Source organism: Nocardia brasiliensis ATCC 700358, assembly GCF_000250675.2.
Taxonomy (GTDB): domain Bacteria; phylum Actinomycetota; class Actinomycetes; order Mycobacteriales; family Mycobacteriaceae; genus Nocardia; species Nocardia brasiliensis_B.
Window position 1 is genome coordinate 7,442,641 of the sequence record NC_018681.1, and the last position, 16,426, is coordinate 7,459,066.

General features: G+C 67.3%; 20 protein-coding genes. 11 read left to right on the plus strand and 9 right to left on the minus strand.

Annotation, left to right across the window (positions count from 1 at the left end; translation table 11 throughout):
• The first annotated feature begins 287 nt into the window (after positions 1 to 287).
• From O3I_RS33045 to O3I_RS33070, 6 genes are all read left to right on the plus strand, one after another.
• On the plus strand, positions 288 to 689 hold the full coding sequence (locus O3I_RS33045) for a hypothetical protein (protein ID WP_014987377.1): 402 nt from the start codon (positions 288 to 290) through the stop codon (positions 687 to 689).
• 26 nt (positions 690 to 715) lie between these two features.
• Positions 716 to 1,486 carry a F0F1 ATP synthase subunit A gene (gene atpB, locus O3I_RS33050; RefSeq protein WP_014987378.1) on the plus strand — a complete coding sequence of 257 codons (771 nt, stop codon included), beginning with the start codon at positions 716 to 718 and terminating at the stop codon, positions 1,484 to 1,486.
• Positions 1,487 to 1,535: 49 nt separating this feature from the next.
• Complete coding sequence (locus O3I_RS33055) at positions 1,536 to 1,793, plus strand: F0F1 ATP synthase subunit C (protein WP_014987379.1); 258 nt, start codon at positions 1,536 to 1,538, stop codon at positions 1,791 to 1,793.
• Positions 1,794 to 1,820: 27 nt separating this feature from the next.
• The gene (locus O3I_RS33060) at positions 1,821 to 2,309 is read left to right on the plus strand and encodes a F0F1 ATP synthase subunit B (protein WP_014987380.1); all 489 of its coding nucleotides are present in this window, start codon (positions 1,821 to 1,823) and stop codon (positions 2,307 to 2,309) included.
• Positions 2,306 to 2,884: a hypothetical protein gene (locus tag O3I_RS33065; RefSeq protein ID WP_014987381.1), complete on the plus strand. Its 579-nt coding sequence runs from the start codon at positions 2,306 to 2,308 to the stop codon at positions 2,882 to 2,884. Before O3I_RS33060 ends, O3I_RS33065 begins: the two co-directional genes overlap by 4 nt.
• A gap of 127 nt (positions 2,885 to 3,011) precedes the next feature.
• Positions 3,012 to 3,506 carry a group II truncated hemoglobin gene (locus O3I_RS33070; RefSeq protein WP_014987382.1) on the plus strand — a complete coding sequence of 165 codons (495 nt, stop codon included), beginning with the start codon at positions 3,012 to 3,014 and terminating at the stop codon, positions 3,504 to 3,506.
• On the opposite strand, the gene O3I_RS33075 is transcribed toward O3I_RS33070, so the two are convergent.
• Positions 3,494 to 4,396, minus strand: a complete 903-nt coding sequence (locus O3I_RS33075) for a hypothetical protein (protein ID WP_014987383.1) — start codon at positions 4,394 to 4,396, stop codon at positions 3,494 to 3,496. The two genes, O3I_RS33070 and O3I_RS33075, sit on opposite strands and share 13 nt — an antisense overlap.
• Before the next feature lie 342 nt (positions 4,397 to 4,738).
• Here O3I_RS33075 and O3I_RS46620 point away from each other — a divergent pair, with 342 nt between their 5' ends.
• Entirely contained in the window at positions 4,739 to 5,458 is a 720-nt protein-coding gene (locus O3I_RS46620; protein WP_014987384.1) for an LppP/LprE family lipoprotein, read from the plus strand.
• Positions 5,459 to 5,610: 152 nt separating this feature from the next.
• Here the strand turns inward: O3I_RS46620 and O3I_RS33085 are convergent, their stop codons facing one another.
• The 6 genes from O3I_RS33085 to O3I_RS33110 all read right to left on the minus strand — a co-directional run bounded on the left by O3I_RS33085 (position 5,611) and on the right by O3I_RS33110 (position 10,118).
• Positions 5,611 to 6,237 (minus strand): SanA/YdcF family protein, encoded by a 627-nt coding sequence (locus tag O3I_RS33085; protein ID WP_014987385.1) that lies wholly within the window; start codon positions 6,235 to 6,237, stop codon positions 5,611 to 5,613.
• Between the two features lie 91 nt (positions 6,238 to 6,328).
• On the minus strand, positions 6,329 to 7,261 hold the full coding sequence (locus O3I_RS33090) for a DMT family transporter (RefSeq protein WP_014987386.1): 933 nt from the start codon (positions 7,259 to 7,261) through the stop codon (positions 6,329 to 6,331).
• 69 nt (positions 7,262 to 7,330) lie between these two features.
• The gene (locus tag O3I_RS33095) at positions 7,331 to 8,353 is read right to left on the minus strand and encodes an ArsR/SmtB family transcription factor (RefSeq protein WP_014987387.1); all 1,023 of its coding nucleotides are present in this window, start codon (positions 8,351 to 8,353) and stop codon (positions 7,331 to 7,333) included.
• Between the two features lie 7 nt (positions 8,354 to 8,360).
• Positions 8,361 to 8,588, minus strand: a complete 228-nt coding sequence (locus O3I_RS33100; protein WP_014987388.1) for a hypothetical protein — start codon at positions 8,586 to 8,588, stop codon at positions 8,361 to 8,363.
• A 114-nt stretch (positions 8,589 to 8,702) separates the two neighbouring features.
• Entirely contained in the window at positions 8,703 to 8,912 is a 210-nt protein-coding gene (locus tag O3I_RS33105; RefSeq protein ID WP_014987389.1) for a hypothetical protein, read from the minus strand.
• 207 nt (positions 8,913 to 9,119) lie between these two features.
• Positions 9,120 to 10,118, minus strand: a complete 999-nt coding sequence (locus O3I_RS33110; protein WP_141692131.1) for an AurF N-oxygenase family protein — start codon at positions 10,116 to 10,118, stop codon at positions 9,120 to 9,122.
• A 181-nt stretch (positions 10,119 to 10,299) separates the two neighbouring features.
• Here O3I_RS33110 and O3I_RS33115 point away from each other — a divergent pair, with 181 nt between their 5' ends.
• Positions 10,300 to 11,010 carry a DsbA family oxidoreductase gene (locus O3I_RS33115; protein ID WP_014987391.1) on the plus strand — a complete coding sequence of 237 codons (711 nt, stop codon included), beginning with the start codon at positions 10,300 to 10,302 and terminating at the stop codon, positions 11,008 to 11,010.
• A gap of 65 nt (positions 11,011 to 11,075) precedes the next feature.
• On the opposite strand, the gene O3I_RS33120 is transcribed toward O3I_RS33115, so the two are convergent.
• A complete protein-coding gene (locus O3I_RS33120; protein WP_014987392.1) occupies positions 11,076 to 12,323 on the minus strand; it encodes a lipase family protein in 1,248 nt (415 codons plus the stop codon).
• Between the two features lie 552 nt (positions 12,324 to 12,875).
• On the opposite strand from O3I_RS33120, the gene O3I_RS33125 reads away from it, so the two are divergent.
• Entirely contained in the window at positions 12,876 to 13,388 is a 513-nt protein-coding gene (locus O3I_RS33125; RefSeq protein ID WP_041564679.1) for a mycothiol transferase, read from the plus strand.
• Here the strand turns inward: O3I_RS33125 and O3I_RS33130 are convergent, their stop codons facing one another.
• The gene (locus tag O3I_RS33130; RefSeq protein ID WP_014987394.1) at positions 13,389 to 13,958 is read right to left on the minus strand and encodes a TetR/AcrR family transcriptional regulator; all 570 of its coding nucleotides are present in this window, start codon (positions 13,956 to 13,958) and stop codon (positions 13,389 to 13,391) included.
• A 110-nt stretch (positions 13,959 to 14,068) separates the two neighbouring features.
• Here O3I_RS33130 and O3I_RS33135 point away from each other — a divergent pair, with 110 nt between their 5' ends.
• Complete coding sequence (locus O3I_RS33135) at positions 14,069 to 15,151, plus strand: amidohydrolase family protein (protein ID WP_014987395.1); 1,083 nt, start codon at positions 14,069 to 14,071, stop codon at positions 15,149 to 15,151.
• Positions 15,148 to 16,302: a GDSL-type esterase/lipase family protein gene (locus tag O3I_RS33140; RefSeq protein ID WP_014987396.1), complete on the plus strand. Its 1,155-nt coding sequence runs from the start codon at positions 15,148 to 15,150 to the stop codon at positions 16,300 to 16,302. The genes O3I_RS33135 and O3I_RS33140 overlap by 4 nt, the downstream gene beginning before the upstream one ends.
• Positions 16,303 to 16,426 lie beyond the last annotated feature (124 nt).

Sequence of the window (16,426 nt, forward strand, 5' to 3'; positions counted from 1 at the left end):
GCGTACCCTGGGCCAGCCGGTGACCGCCCGCTCGATCGCGCAGGACCCGGCTCCACGATCTCCAGAAAAAGCGCAGTTCAACACGTTTCAAGAAAGGAAAAGTGGCCCCGCCGGAATGGCGCCGGGCCCTTCTCCTATGCACTTGCATAACAACACCTTTGGTAACCAGAGGATATCTAGAACCCATTTCAAGATCATGGGAATGCAAGATCAAAAACCTTGGTACGCAAGCAGGTTGAGATGTGTATGCTGTGGATCAATCACGACCCCCACTACGAGGTGGGCCGATGGACGAAGGCGGTGTCTGTGTGGACGTGAATAGGCTCCAGATACGGCGTTCAGCCATTGTCGCGATCGCTCTGGGTGTGCTGGCATTGGCCATTACCGGGATGATCGATCGACTACTGCTCGGCACATTCATCTGCGCCGGGTTGTTCGTCGGTTGGCTGAATGCACAGCTCACCCTGTGGGCCATCACCCGAATAGCCAACGCGGCCACGCCGAGCAAGCAGCGCCTGGTCGGTTCTTCCGCCGTGCGACTGCTCGGTATCACCGCCGTCGCGATCCTGGTGGCTTTCCTGGCTCGCCCCAATGGCGTCGGGATCTTCTTCGGCCTGGCCCTCTTTCAAGTCGCCCTGGTCTTCAATACCGTTGTGCCTGAATTGAAAGGGCTCCGCCAAACGCCATGACGATCTCAGCCATTTCGTTTACCCAGATGGCCTCGAGCGTCACCTTGCTCGCCGAAGAGGCTCCCGCCGGAGAAGAACCGAAGATCAAAGTCGGCCACCACGCCGTGGCCCACGTCTTCGGTATGGACTTCAACGTGGACACGATCGTGTCCACGTCGGTCGCGGCGATCATCGTGCTCGTGCTCGCATTCCTGCTCCGCCTGAAGCTGACCTCCGGGGTACCCAACGGCGTGCAGCTGTTCTTCGAGGCCGTGACGGTGCAGATGCGCAGTCAGGTGGAAAGTGCCATCGGCATGAAGGTCGCGCCGTTCGCGCTGCCGCTCGCCGTCACGCTGTTCGTGTTCATCCTGCTGTCGAACTGGTTGTCCGTACTGCCGGTCCAGGTCGGCGACGGTGAATTGATCGCGCCGCCCGCCTCGGACGTCAACTTCGTCTACGCGCTCGCGCTGTTCGTCTTCATCGCCTACCAGTCCGCGGGTATCGCGCGACGTGGTCCGTTCGGTCACGCCAAACAGTTGTTGAAGGGCCATACCGGCTGGGGACCGATGGTGTTCATCAACGTCATCGAAGAAATCGCGAAGCCGCTCTCGCTCTCGTTGCGACTGTTCGGAAACATGTTCGCCGGTGGCGTCATGCTCTCGGTGATCACCCTGTTCCCCTTCTGGATCAGCTGGGGCCCGAACGCCGTCTGGAAGCTGTTCGACTTGTTCGTCGGCGCCATTCAAGCGTTTATCTTCTCGCTGCTGACCGTGCTGTATTTCAGTCAGTCGATGTCCCTCGAGCACGAAAACCACTGATCGGCGAGCGCCGAATCATACGCACACATCCGAGAATAGGAAGTAGAACATGGCAGACCCAACCACCGCGTCCATCGTCCAGGGCGCGCTTATCGGCGGCGGCATCATCATGGCGGGCGGCGCCATCGGTGCGGGTATCGGTGACGGCCTCGCCGGTGCCGCGCTGATCAATGGAGTCACGCGTCAGCCGGAAGCCGAAGGTCGGCTGCGCGGCATCTTCTTCCTGACCGTCGGTCTGGTCGAGGCGGCGTACTTCATCAATCTAGCCTTCATGGCCCTCTTCGTATTCGCTACTCCCGGCAAGTAACCGGGCATGTCTCCGAGAACAGATGTGGTGGCCGAGGGGAACTTCCTCATCCCCAATGGCACCTTCTTCGTCGAGCTGCTGATCTTTCTGATCGTGCTCGGAGTCATCTGGTTCTTCGTCGTTCCGCCGATCCGCAAGGTATTGGCGGAACGCGAAGAACGCGTTGCCGAGACCTTGACGAGGACCAAGGAGGCTCGGCAGCTGTTCACCGAGGCCGAGGCCAAACATCAGGCGGCGCTGGAAAAGGCGCGCGCCGAGGCGGCCGCGATCCGGAACCAGGCGCGTGCGGAAGGTCGCGCCATTCTCGAACAGATGCGCGGCGAGGCACAGCAGGAGGCCAACGCGATTGTCGTGGAGGCCGAGGCGCAATTGCGGGCACAGGCCGATCAGGTCGCCGCGGACTTGCGTGAGGCTGTCGAGCCGCTGGCCCAATCGCTGGCCAATCGCATGGTCGGCGTCAATGATCGGCGCGCGGGCACCAGCCGCGGCCATCAGACAGGACGGGCGTCGTCATGACCCTCAGCAGCACCGACATCCTCGCCGAGAGCATCTATCAGATCAAGTTCGAATGGCCGGTCTTCCTCAGCCAGCTGTTCGGCTTCGTGGTCATCGTCTGGGTCATCGTCAAATACGTTGTGCCGCCGGTCAAACGGATGATGGCCAAGTCCCAGGACGCGATCCGCAAACAGCTGGAGGAGAACCAGGAGGCCGCGGATCGGCTCACGCAGGCCAAAGAGGTCTATGACAACGGCATGGCCGAGGCCCGCGCCGAACTCGCCCAGCTGGTCGAGGACGCGCACGCCGACGCCGAGGCCATCGTGGTGCAGATGCGCGAGGCCGCGGCCGCGGAGGTCGAGCGGGTGCGCAAGCAGGGCCGCGACCAGATCGAGCTGGCTCGCAGGCAGTTGATCCGCGACCTCAAGGACGACTTCACCGAGCTGGTGTTGACCCGCACCACCGACGACGTCCGCGAACAGGTCCGCTCCCCCGAGGTCAAGGCGGACGCGGTCGAGAAGTTCCTGGACGAGCTCGAAACAATGGCGAACGCAGGCTCCGAACTCCGGGCCCGCAGCCAGTCCCAGTGGAATTGAGTGTGCTTCAAGTGAATTGAGGCCCTGCCGGGTAGGCAGGGCCCTCACTTTTTTCGTGGCCGACAGATCGGCATGCGGCTAGTCTGACGCTGTTCGAGTTACAGCTTGTCGGATCGGAGTCGGCATCATGACGGAAGCAACTGGTACGGCGGGGCAGACCGCCGACGCGGTGCCCACCCTGTACGAATGGGCGGGGGGCACTGCCGCTTTCGAGTCGCTGACCGAAGTCTTCTATCGGCAGGTGCTGAAGGACGATCTGGTCGGGCCGCTGTTCCGCGGCATGGATCCCGGCCATCCCAAATACGTCGCCATGTGGCTGGCCGAGGTCTTCGGCGGCCCGGCGACCTACAGCACCGAGCGCGGTGGCTACGCGCACATGGTCCGCCAGCACCTCGGCAAGGCGATCACCGAACCGCAGCGCCGGCGCTGGGTGAATCTGCTGATGGACGCCGCCGACGAGGTCGGATTACCCGACGATCCCGAGTTCCGCGCCGCCTTCGCCTCCTACATCGAATGGGGCACCCGGTTGGCCCACGCCAATTCCCAGCCGACGGCCACGCCGCCGCTGGAAGCCCCGATGCCGCACTGGGGTTGGGGCGTCGCACCGCCCTATCGGCCGTAGGCATCGGCCGGTCCGGACGCCGCGGACACCGGCGGGAAGTAGTCCTTGAACAGGATCTCGCCGACCCGGGTGACGGTCTTGCGGCCCACCTGGTAGCCGTTCTCGATCACCTGGGTGTTGTTCATGATCGCCACCGTGAACTGTTCCCGGGGGCCGGCGAAACCCACCGAGTTCATCAGCCAGGAGCCGTCGTCGTTGTCGTCGGCCCAGCCGTTCTTGTTGCCGGGCAACGCGTCCGCGCCCGCACCCCACACCCCCCACTGCTGGTTCGTGTCGACGGAGTCGCTGCCGTCGACCGAGCGCATCTCGCGGACCAGGTAGGCGCGATCACGGGCGGGCAGCTTCGTCAGCGCGAAGTCGATCAGGCGCTCGAGATCGTTCGCGGTGACCATCATCCAGCCCCACGAGTCGGGATGACCCGGGGAGAAGCTGAACTCCGTCATGCCGAACGAACGGAACCGCGGCGCGAACACCCGCTCGCCGCCGTAGCGATCCCACAGCGTGGTGGCGGCGTCGTTGTCGCTGCTGTGCAGCATCCGGTGCATCAGGTCGCGATCGTCGGCGCGCCACGTGATCGTGCCCGCGTCGGCACGCAGCAGCAGGTCGACCACCATGGCAAGCTTCGGCGTCGAACACGCCGAGATCGGCGTTCCCGCATCGGCATTGCGCCATACCGCGCCGGTGCGCCGATCCCGGACCACGATGGCGGTGAAGCCGGGCCGTCCTTTGACGTAGGCCTCGGCCTCGGCGATCCGCGCGGTAAAGGCCGGGTCGAACCCGAGCGGCGTACCGGTATCCGGCCGCAGCGGGGCCTGCTGCGCGGGCTCGGGCGGGTCGTAGAGCATGGCCGCGGCGAATACCGCGGCGACGATCAGCACGCCGGACGTCACTATCGGAAATCGTCTCCTGACCAACCGCACGCGTTCATCCCTCGCTTCATGTCGCAAAGGTCCTGCTCGGCGCTCTGCATCTTGCCCAGTGGGACAGCGCCCGGGCAACCCGACACCCGGCAGTGGCGACAATTGGTTGCGGTCTGCCGCGGTATCGGCCCCGAGAGCTGGGGGCACTATTTTTGACGTGGGAGCACATGTGTGAAACTTTGTAACAGGATTCGGGAGGCCGCCGATCTCCAGGTGTCTCCCGAGCGCGCGGGAGTGGAGGTCCGCGCGCACTGCTCCGTAACCGGGGCAGCGGGAGCACACCGTTATCCACCAACCGATTTCGGGGGTTCAATGAACGTCAAATCGTGGGCTTTCGCCGCACTCGCCGCGAGCGTCGTACTCGGCGCGACCGGCTGTACCGACTCCAGCCCGGCACCACAGGCCACCAGGACGCCGATCCCCTCGGCCGCGCCTTCGACGACTGCCGCCACCCAGGCGCCCACCCCGGGCGAGGGCAATCCGCCCGCAGATCCGCCCAAGGCGCAGCCGAGTCCGGTGACCGAGGCGCCTGCTCCGGCCCCGAACAACCCGCCGGCCCCGAACAACCCGCCGCCCGTGGCCGACCCGCCCGCCGCGGACCAGCCGCCCAACGGTAGTGGTCATGGCCTGTGCTTCGACTCGAACTCCGATCTCGCCCGTTCCGCGGTCGCCCGGCTGGCGCCCAACAAGGAGGGTTACCCGTGGGTGATCCGCGAGGCGAGCACCGACCCGATCTCCGCGGGTTGCGCCGGCGTCCTGTCCTGGATGCTGGTGGACTGGAACGGCAGCCACCCCGGCTATCACGTCCTGTTCTTCACCAACGGCACCTACCTGGGCACCGCGACCTCGAAGTACTACGGCTACACCACGGTGCTCGGCAAGACCAAGAACACCGTGTCGGTGCAGTACCGCTGGGTCACCCCGCAGGACGCGCTGTGCTGCCCCTCCGGCGGCCCGAACGTCGTGACCTACACCTTGACCGGCACCACGGTCCAGGCCAAGGGCGAGTTCCCGCCGGACCCGGACAAATAGACCGAGCCACGAGTCCGGCCGACTGCCCCTGACCGGACTCCACCGGGCGTCAGTACCCGCGCGGCCGCTGGGCTCGCAGCGCACTGACCCACCAGGCGAAGCCCCTGTATCTCCCCCTGCTCCGAGGTACAGGGGCTTCGTCCGTGCCGGGGTCAGCGCGCGAGCAACGCCGCGACCGCTTTCGGCGCGGCCGCCCACTCGCGGAGGTTGTTGCGCACCTTCGTTATTCGCCGGCAGGCACACGCGGCGGTGACGCCGTCGGCGTCGATCCCCGCGCCCCGGCACAGGGCGACCGCCCGCGGCACATGCTGGTACTGGGTGACGACGAGCGCGCGGTCGATGCCGAACAGCCGCTGCGCGCGTTCGCCAGTGGCGCGGGTCGACAATCCCAGGCCGTCGGTGCGCACGACCGCCGGGTCGACGCCATGGGCCGCGAGATACCTTGTCATCGCGACGATTTCGTCGCCGGAGGTGCCCGCCGCATCACCGGAGACCAGGATTTCGCGCACCGTGCCCGCACGCAGCAGCTCGATCGCGGCGTCCAACCGCCCGCGCAGATACGGCATCGGCGCGCCGTCCGGGGCGACCTTCGCACCCGGCACGATCACCACCGGCGCGGTGGGCGCCGTCGCCGGATCGAACCGATGCCCGGACGACAGCTGCCACAGCCGGAGATTCGCGCCGACCACCAGTCCCGTCACAGTGACGGCGGCCGCCGCGACCGAGCCGGTCAGCCACCGCCGCACCACACCGGCGGCCCGCTTCGAATCACTCGGCACTGTCGTCTCTTTCGTCGGCGCACAGGCACCCCGCCCGCGGGCGTACCGGCGACCATCGTAGTGACGTGCCTGCCGCGACCAGGCGCTCGACCTACCGCGGGTCCGGCACCGGTTGCACCGCAACGTCTTCGGGCTCCACCGGCTTGGCCGAACGGGCTCGGGTGATGGCCACGCCGGACAGGCACAGCAGGCCGCCGACGATCGCGAGCAGGGCCGGGACCTCGCCCAGGGCGAGCCACGCCAGCACGACCACCAGGGCCGGCACCACATAGGTGGTCACGCCCATCTTGCCCGCGGTGGTGCGGGCCAACGCGTACGCCCAGGTGGTGAAGGCCAGCGCGGTGGGGAACACGCCGAGGTACAGGACACTCAACGTCGACGACAGCGGCGCAGCGGCGGCTTCGGTGAGCAGCTGTCTCGCGAAGGGCGCACAGGCGATCGTCCCGATGACACAACCGCCGGTGGTCACCTGCAACGCCGACGCGTGCGCGAGCGCGGGCTTCTGCGCGACCACCGCGATCGCCCAGGCGGCGGCCGCGGTCAGGCAGAGCACCACCCCGAGCACCGCGGAACTGCCCGCGTCCGAATTCGACAACCCCACGACCACCGCGCCGGTGCAGGACACCGCGATACCGGCCATCAGGCGCGCCGGAAACCCTTCGCGCAGTACCAATCCGCTCAACAGCGCGATCAGCACCGGGCCGATGTTGATCACCATCGCGGCGGTGCCCGCGTCGACATACTGCTCGCCCCAGTTCAGCGCGACCATGTAGACGCCGAACCACAGCACACCGGAGACCACGATGCCGGGCCAGGCGCCGCGCGCGGGCCACCCCTCCCCCTTGATGAGCAGGATCAGCACCAGCGCGATGGACGCCGTCAGCAATCGGCCGAATGCCAAAGCCCCGGGCGAGAAATCCGCTCCCGCAGACCGGATGAACACGAACGCCGACGCCCAGAGCACCACCGTGACGGCAGCGGCGACGGCGGCCTTTTGACCGGCAGATCGAACGACTAGCTCCATTTACCGAACACTAGATCAGGGGGCAGGAGAACTCACGCGGATTTCGGACGGCGCGATCGCCCTGCGGCGCTAGGCGATCCGCGCGTTGCTGCTGAGATCTCCTTCGAGCAGCGCGACGCCCAGGGTGGTGATCTCGTGACGCATGGCATTGCGGTGCCGCCAGCTGTCGACCAGCCCGGCCTCGCGCAGAATCGACGCGTGTTCGCTTGCCGTGGCGGGCGAAACCCCCAGGCTGCGAGCGAGTTCGGTGGTACTGCAGCCTTCGGCGATCACCTGCAGGGCGGCCGCCCTGGTCCGGCCGAGCAACGCGGTGAGCGCTTCGTTGGTACCGCGCGGACCCCAGGCGGCGGCGAAGTCGCCGATATCCCGCAGCACCGGAACGATCAGCATCATCGGCGCCGTCTCGTCGACGGTCGAGTGCAGGGTGATCGGTTCGGGCCAGGCGAACAGGGACGGCACGATGAGCAGGCCGCGGCCGGCCAGATGCTCGTCGTGGCATGCCTTCGCGCGCAGCACCTCGAGCACCGGCGCACGCCAGCGGGCATGCGGCATGAGCCCGGACAGCAGCCGCTCCACGCCCTCGGCCGCCATGGTGCGGGCCATCCGTTCGGCGGCGACCTCCAGATAGGTCTGGATATGCGCCCACCGGCCCGCGAACGCCACCGAGTGGAACGCCTCGACGGCGCTCGCGACGCTCTGCCTGGCGCTGCTGTCGCGTTCGAAGAGTTCGGCGGTCCAGGAGGGCAGCGGGGTTTCGCCGATCTCCGCCCGCCGGCGCACCACGGTCTCCACCTCGTTGCGCAGCTCCAACCGCGAGGCCAGATGCAGCGCTTCGACGCCGCCGGACATCGTCCGCGCGCCCCGGGTCGGCGTGATCAGGTCGAGAAAATTCTCCTCTGCGGGGAAGATCTCGGCGATCCGGCCGAAGTCGGCGGGGATCGCCGCGCCGACCTGCTGCCGCCAGCCCGTGTAGACGGCGACATTCGAGCGTTGCACGGCCCGGGTGGCCAGCATGGTTTCGCCCAGGGCGCCCAGTGGCGACCCGACCCGGATCCGGACGAGATCCTCCGGCGTGAAGATGATCCGCTTCATGCGCGGCTCACCGCAGACCTTGCCACCGCACCGCCACGAACGGATCGATGCTCGTCAGCAGTTCGCCGGTATTGCTCGGCTGCGGCGCTTCCCGCAGCACCGATTCGCTCCTGCGGGACCACATGGTCTGCCACCACCGCGTGCCTCGCTTCCACTCCGTCGCCATCCCGTCGGCGCACCGCGCCACCACCAGCGCGACCTCGCCTCCGGCGGGCGCCGCTACGTCCTTCATCATCGTCGCACTCCTCATAGTCACTGCTCAGCAGCCTATGAAGGGGAGCGGGTGGGACGCACCATGTTTCGGTCCAGGCCGAAACACCCTGGGAACTCGGGGCTCGACGATCCCCGCTCAGCGCTTGTGCGCGATGTCGTACCACTGGTGCGGCACGGACCAATCCCATGCGTCCGAGCCGGGGACGATCGGCGATTGGGCACGGGCCGCTTCGATCCGCTCGGCCTCGATGAAGCAGCGCACCGAACCGCCCACGCAGGCCCCGTACAAGAGCAATCCCCGGACGATGTGACGCCGGAACACCTGCCACGAGATGCGCCTCTGCATCGGTACCTCCTCGCCGAAGGTGCTTGCGGTACTACGGATTCCGAGCCTGAACCACCGCGCTGAGCAGGTCGGATCCAGTCACGATACCGCCGGGGTTCCGATTTCGGACCGAAATCGGAACCGAATTCGACCGAGTGGGGACCGGGGCGTTCGACCCTGAAACGGCGAAGGCCCGGCGTCGCGCTGCCGCCGGGCCTTCGTTCGCGATCAGGAGTGCGTGCGCACCGGTTCGCCGCGGTACCGCGACTCTTTGCCGTCGATCCGTAGCACCCGCCAGGCCAGCTTGGCCGCCGGATTCATCAGCCCGATCTCGGCGGCCAGCATCCTGGCCTCGCCGAAGAAGTCGCGGCGCCGCGCCCTGGCCTCGGCGCTGCGCCAGAACAGTTCGCGCCGAATGCCCTTCGGGATGTCGAACTCGCGGAACAACGACCGCGGCGGCTTCACGATCAGATCGCAGGCGATGAACATGATGATCGGGTAGGCCAGCGACAGGGTCGCGCGCTGTACCGGATGCTGTTTCGGGACCCGGTGCCGCAGATATTCGTGTGCGAAGGCGATATGCCGGGCCTCCTCGGCGATGTGAATCCGCATCACGTCGCGCATGATCGGGTGCACGTCCTCGCCCGCGCGCAGCACCTGCTTCTGCACATGGTCGATCGGCTCCTCGCCGGCCAGCACCGCGACGAAGAAGGTAGTCGGGAAGAAGCGTCCGAGCAGCGGCACCAGCGGGCCGAGCAGCTTCATGATCGAGCCCATGCCCGGGACGTCCGCACCGATCCGGTTGACCATCTCCTGGAACATCAGGGTGTGGTTGACCTCCTCGGCGACCTCGTGATTGAGGTAGCGGAACTCGGCCGAGCCGTTGGGCACCTTGGCGAACAGATAGTTCATCACGCCGCCGATGAGCAGTTCCTCGAACTGCAGCCCGACCTTCGCGATATTGGCCTGCCGCCACATCCCGATCTCGATCTTGCGGCTTTCCGGCAGCGCGAGGTACCAGGGATGCGCACCGAGCGGATCGGTGGAGGCCGGGAGAATCCAGCGCGGGTCGTTCGGGATCACCGCCCATTCGGCGGATTCCCAGTCGATCTCGGTGTACGGGTCGAAGTGCCGATTGACCGAGCCTTCGGACAGTGTCGTCAGGATCGCCGTGTACTCACCCATTGCTGCGGTGCGAGACGGCGCCGTTGCCGACTGTGTTGCCATGACGTCTACCTCATATCGGGTCGAGGTTAATGTGACACAGGTTTACGGTAACAGTCTGTCTCAGTCATTTCTAGATCGATCGGGTCTGCTAGGCAGATTGCCGAGCACACCGCGCCCGGGAACAGAACCGAATCTCGGAGTGTTGGCTGTTCAGGGGGTTGCGACGAGAGTGAGGACGCCCGTGCGGGTCGAGATCTGGACCGACATCAACTGCCCGTTCTGCTACCTGGGCAAGGCGCGGTTCGGGGCGGCGCTGGCCGAGTTCGCGCATCGCGCCGATGTCGAAGTGGTGCACCGGTCGTTCGAATTGGACCCGACGCTGCCCGCGAACGAGTCCGGGCCGGTGATCACGAAAATCGCCCGCAAGTACGGGATCAGCGAGGCGCAGGCCGCGGCCAACGAACGCGGTATCGGCGCGCAAGCCGCCGAACTCGGTCTGCCGTATCTGACCGAGGGCCGCGACTACGGCAGTTCGTTCGACATGCACCGCCTGCTGCACTTCGCCCTCGCCCAGGGCGAACAGGAAGAACTGCTCGACGCCCTCTACCGCGCGAACTTCGCCGAGGAGCAGTCGCTGTTCGCCGATCACGACCGGCTGGCCCGGCTCGCCGCGGACGCCGGACTCGAGGAATCGGCCGTGCGCACGGTTCTCGCGGACCCGACGGCCTATGCCGACGGCGTGCGGGCCGACGAAAAGGAAGCGGCCGAACTGGGTGCGACCGGTGTCCCGTTCTTCGTCTTTGATCGCAAGTACGGCGTATCCGGGGCCCAGCCCACGGCGGTGTTCGCCCAGGCGCTCGAGCAGGCCTGGGCCGAGCACCGACCGGTCCTGCAGACGATCGGCGGCGCGGACGCCTGCGGCCCCGACGGCTGCGCAGTGCCCGAGCACTGAGCCGCGACGCCATTCGCCCCGCACGGTAACGAGCTACCACGCGGGGCGAACGGCGAACTGTCTGGTTATCCGCAGTTGCTCGGCGCGGGCCGGCCGGCGAAACGTCCGTCCAGCCAGTTCATCATCGACGGCAGCCCGAGTTCGGCGGCCGTCAGATGATCGGGTGTCGGGTACAGCTCCGCCTGCACCTTGACCCCGGCACGGCAGTACCGGTGCACCGTGCTGGTGATCGCGTCCAGCGGGATCAGCCCGTCCTGCGGCGAATGCCATTCGAAGATCGGCGCGTCCGGGACACCGTCGTAGAGCTCGACGCTGTTCTCGTCCGCCACCGCCCAGGCCTTCGGATCATGGGCCAGCACAATGTCTTTCGCGTAGTCGTCGAAGCTGTGCCCGACTCCGCGCGCGATCAGGTCATTCGTGCAGCTGTTCGCCATGCCCCGGGCCGCGGCGAGTCCGCGCTCGTTCAGCGCGCTGGTGATCGGCAGGCGGTCCGGGTACTCCCGCTCGAGGCCGAGCACGGCGGCGAAGCCGAGTCCGAACGCCGGATGCTGGTTGTGCCCGATCGCCCAGCCCATGGTGGTCAGGTTCATCGGCACCCCGCCTTCGGCGGCACCGACCAGATTCAGTTCCGGCGCATACGTCGGCGCCAGCGCGGCGGCCCAGGCGGTCGCCATACCGCCCCCGGAGTAACCGGCCACCGCGGCCGGGCTCTGTCCGAGGCCGAGCTGCGGCAGCCGCTGCGCCGCACGGATCCCGTCGAGGGTGATCCGGCCGCCCAATTTCGCTGCGCCGTAAGCACTGTTCGGGCCGAGGTGGTCCGGCAGCGCGACGCTCCAGCCGCGGGCCAGCGCGACGTTCAGCACCGGCGCGAACGGCACGATGAAGTTGGTGTCGTTGGCGTAGAGCCCGTGCGAGATCGCGCACTGGGTGCCGAGGCCGTTGATGATGTGCTGGAACGAGAGCAGGGGTGCGTCGGCGCGGTGACCGAGCGGCGTGAGCACCGTCGTGGTCGCCGCGATCGGCTCACCCTGCGAGTTCGTCGACCGGAACTTGATCAGCGTGACCGTGGCGCCGGGGAAGAAGAACAGTGGTGGCATCGGCCGGCTGTCGAGCACGTCGCCGGGGGCCTTGCTCGCGATGTCGGCGGGCGCGGCATAGAACGGGTCCGGGTCCGGGAGCGGCCAGATCGGCTGGGCGCTCGCGGTGACCGTCCCGGTCGCGGCCATGGCCACGCCGATCGTCAGCGCACCGAGGATCGCGCGAATCGGTCTGAATTTCCGGCCGCCGTCCGGCCGGAAGAAACGTCTGCCCACTGCTGCTGTACCTCCACTGCTTCGCAAGAATTGTCGGGTGATCTGCATTCAGCTGTCTCTACCGTAATATTTCAGCTGCGCTTCACTCTTTTAAGTACCGGCTTGCAAATAGCACGCCCGCCGGGCACGACGCCTCGATAATACGATTTACCACGAATGTCCGCCGCGCCCACATCATCACCTCGGCCGGCCGTCCGGATCGACCCGGCACAGCATCGCATCATCTCGACTGGTTTACGAAACATGCTGCACTGCAACATCTCTCAAGACAGTCCGATATGCGCGCAGGCCGCTACCCGATAGCCCGCATCTACCGGCGCCGGTGTCCGATCATTATCCGAACCCAGCCACACTCCCGACTCTCGATCATTCCGCGCCGTCGTCCGGTCAGCGTAATAGCGGCAACCATACCGGTCCATCCCGGTGTCCGGCGTCGCGAAGAATTCACACCTTTCTAACAAGGTGCTCCGGCGGAATTCACCGATCAGGCGGCGACAGCCACACCGGCCCGCGCCGGGAATAACGGACGGCGACCGCGTGTTCGGCTCGGACATGACCAGCGCTGACTTGTTGATCGACGCCTTCGGCCGAGTTCGGGAGAACGTGCACGGTGCCGTCGCGGACCTGACCCCCGACGAACTGGGCGCGCGCCTGGACCCCGGTGCCAACTCCATCGCCTGGCTGCTCTGGCACCTGACCCGGGTGCAGGACGATCACATCGCCGAGGTCGCGCGACTGGACCAGGTGTGGACGGCCGCGGGCTGGGCGGACCGCTTCGGCCTGCCCTTCGCCGACGAGGCGACCGGCTACGGCCACACCCCGGCCGATATCGAGCAGCTCGGGCGGGTGCCCGTCGAACTACTGCTCGGCTACTACGACGCGGTGCACGCACAGACGCTCGATTACGTCGCCGACCTCACCGACGCCGACCTCCCCCGCGTCGTCGACACCCGCTGGGATCCACCGGTCACCCTCGGCGTCCGGTTGGTCAGCGTCGTGGACGACGATATCCAGCACTCCGGCCAAGCGGCATTCATCCGCGGAGTCCTGTTGCGCCGCAGATGATCAGGCGCTCGGCCAATTACTGAGCAGCGCGTCGAGGGCGTCGAGCGAGCGTGCCCACGAGTCCTCGACCGCGCGCGGGTGGCTGTCGTAGCGCCCCGCCAGTTCGAGCTGCACGTAACCGTGAAAGGTGCCGTGCAGCAGGCGGATCGCGTCGGTTTCGGCCGGCTCATCGAGCTGATACCCGCGCAGGATGGCGCGGGTCATCTGCGAATGCCTGCGGGCGGCACTGGCTTCGGCGGTCGCCGGGTCCAAATCCAGCTGCATCGCGGCGTACCGGCCGGGGTGCTGCTTCGCATAGTCGCGGTAGGCGTTGGCGAACGCCACCAGCGCATCCTTGCCCGCACGACCCGCCAAAGCCTCGGCGACTTTGTCGGCGAGTTCGCCGAGCGCCATGACCGCGATCTTGACGCGCAGCTCGCGCGCACCGGCCAACCGCGAGTACAGGCTCGCGTCCTTCACGCCCACTCTGCGCGCGAGCGCCGGGACGGTCACGTTGTCGAAGCCGATCTCGTCGGCGAGTTCCGCCGCCGCCTCGATCAGGTTCTCACTCGTGACCCGTGCGCGCGCCATGCCTTCTCCTCGTGTGACTACAGGATTACTCATTTGCCTAATACCACTAGGTAGTTTAGCGTATCGACTTGTTAAATGCGCCAGCAACTACAGGAGAAGGGGTGGTGACTATGAGTCACCCGGTTGCCCGCGGCACTCGGCCCACCGAGTTCGGGCGGATCCACCCGCCCGATCCGAGCTGGCTCGCGCACCAGGCGCCGGAGGAGATCCTCCTACCTGAACTGCCCATCATCGATCCGCATCACCACCTCTGGCAGCACCCCGGATTCCGTTATCTGCTGGACGAATTCGCGGCAGACCTCGGCAGCGGACACCACGTGGTCGCCACGATCCATGCCGAATGCCTGTCGGCCTATCGCACCGACGGACCGGCCGAGCTGCGACCGGTCGGCGAGACGGAGTTCGTCGCGAGCCTAGCCGCGGCGAGCGACGCCGCAGGCGGCTCGACCAGGGTGGCGGCCGGGATCATCGGCCGGGTCGACTTCGAACTCGACGCCCGCATCGTCGACCGGGTCATCGAAGCGCACCTACAGGCGGGGCAGGGCCGTTTCCGCGGCCTGCGCTACGCGGCGAGCTGGGACGCGAGCGACCAGCTCGCGCTCAGTCATCCCGGGGTGCGACCGCGCATGCTGGCCGAGCCGCGCATCCGCGACAGCGTGCGCGTCGTCGCCGACCGTGATCTCACGCTCGATCTGTGGATCCTGTCCCCGCAACTCGCCGATGCTGCCGAACTGGCCGATGCGGTGCCCGAACTGCGCCTGGTGCTCGATCACTGCGGCGCTCCGCTCGGTTTCGGTCCCTACGCGCGCGACCGGGAAACGCACTTCGCCACCTGGGCTCGCGGCATCCGAGCGCTGGCCGAGCGGCCGAACGTGGTGTGCAAGCTCGGCGGCCTCCTCGGCACAGCCGCCGCGTTCGACTACTTGACCGCGGCCACGCCGCCGACTTCGGCGGAACTCGCCGAGCACTGGCGGCCGTGGTTCGACACCTGCATCGAGGCGTTCGGACCGCAGCGCTGCATGTTCGAGAGCAACTTTCCCGTGGAAAAGATGGGCACCGGGTACGCAACGCTGTGGAACACCTTCAAGCGACTCGCCGCCGGAGCCTCGGCCACCGAGCTCGCCGCGCTCTTCGCCGAAACCGCGCGTCGCACTTACCGTCTGACGCCCCCTACCCCTCGAGGACCACAGTGACCGACTGGATCACGACCCCGATCGAACCACTGTTACGCGGCACGCTCGACGTCGAGCACACCGCCGACGGTCTACTGCCGCACCGACTTCCGGCCGCGGCCCGCGCCCAGTTCCCGGATGACTACCTGGCGACGGTCGAGGCCCAGCCCACCGGCGTCCGGCTGGCGTTGCGGACCGATGCGACCGGCATCGAACTGGACGCGTTGCCCACCAGGGCGTTCTACCCCGGCGTACCCACCCCTGCCGCCGGTGTCTATGAACTGCTCGTCGACGGCCGCCCGGCCGGTAGCGCGACCGTGCCGGGCACCGGCCGGCTCGTCGACATGACCACCCAGGCCGTCGTCACCGCGGACGCGGCGGCGGGCACCCTCCGGTTCGACCTGCCCGCGGGCACCAAGAACATCGAGATCTGGCTGCCGCACACCGAAACCGCCGCATTGGTGGCGCTGCGCACCAACGCGCCGGTCCAGCCCGCTCCGGCCGACGGCCGGAAAGTCTGGCTGCACCACGGCAGTTCGATCAGTCACGGCTCGAACGCCGACCGCCCGACCGCGACCTGGCCCGCGCTGGCGGCGGCGCGCGGCGGTGTCTCGCTGCTGAATCTGAGCCTGCGCGGCAACTGTCTGCTCGATCCGTTCGTCGCCCGGGCGATCCGGGACACGCCCGCGGACCTGATCAGTCTGAAGCTCGGCATCAACCTGGTGAGCAGCGATGTGATGCGCGTGCGCGCCTTCACGCCTGCGGTGCACGGCTTCCTGGACACCATCCGGGACGGCCACCCGGACACCCCGCTGCTGGTGGTGTCGCCCATCCTCTGCCCGATCCATGAGGACACCCCCGGCCCGGGTGCGCTGGACTTCGACGGTCAGCGCGTGAGTTTCCGCGCGCTCGGCGATCCGGCGGAGCGAGCGCACGGAAAACTGACCCTTAATGTCGTACGCGACGAACTCGTCCGCATCGTCAAACAGCGTGCCGACGACGACCCGAACCTGCACTATCTCGACGGCCGATTGCTGTACGGCGAGCAGGATTTCGCCGAGTTGCCGCTGCCGGACCAACTGCATCCGGACGCCGCGACGCACCGTCGCATCGGCGAGCGCTTCGCCGACCTCGCCTTCGGTGCGTCGGGGCCGCTGGCACCGGTGGGCTGAACCCGCCGCGCAAACAGCGGATGCCGCCGGACCGGTCCTCGGTCCGGCGGCACCCTCGCGTGCTGATCCGAAGCCCCCGCGGGCGCGGCCGGTCCCGCGAAGACCCGGTAAACCACAAAGCGAG